The 508-nt window shown below is 60.4% G+C and carries 1 protein-coding gene; it reads left to right on the top strand.

The features are described from left to right. Positions 1-34: 34 nt before the first annotated feature. A partial coding sequence (locus NKH13_RS35575; RefSeq protein ID WP_352917504.1) for an NAD(P)-dependent oxidoreductase occupies positions 35-508 on the top strand: 474 nt, incomplete at its 3' end.

A 508-nucleotide genomic window follows, 5' to 3' on the forward strand; every position in this document is an offset into this window, starting at 1 on the left:
TCTGGTAGCTCCCTGGACGGTGCCGGACATCTTCATGGATGGCGCGTTGCTCGACAGCGCGCCTCGCCTTAAGGCAATCGGGGGAACCTTCGACAACCGCTTTGCCAGCTTCGTGTCGATCGACGCCCTGGCCGAACGCGGTATAGTCTTGATAGACACCTCGCGCTCGATGTCGCCCAGTATTGCGGAATTTGCAGTGGCTCAAACTCTAAACCTGTTGCGTGACATTCCGGCAGCGGTTGCACTGATGAGAGCGGGCGGCTGGAAGCAATCTGTGTGGGACGCGGTCGGATATGTCCATGGAGATCTTGCTGGCAAGAAGGTTGGGCTTGCGGGCTACGGCGCCATCAACAGGCGCTATCACCAGCTGATCAGCGGTTTCGGCTGCCCGACCGCTGCCTACACTCCGACGCTCGAGAAGTCCCGCGCGGAAGCGCTGGGATTGACTTACACGGGTTCGCTCGAGGAGCTCGCAGCCGCGTCGGAGATCTTCGTCGTAGGCATTCCA

It is taken from the genome of Mesorhizobium sp. M1348 (genome assembly GCF_040317925.1).
GTDB lineage: Bacteria > Pseudomonadota > Alphaproteobacteria > Rhizobiales > Rhizobiaceae > Mesorhizobium.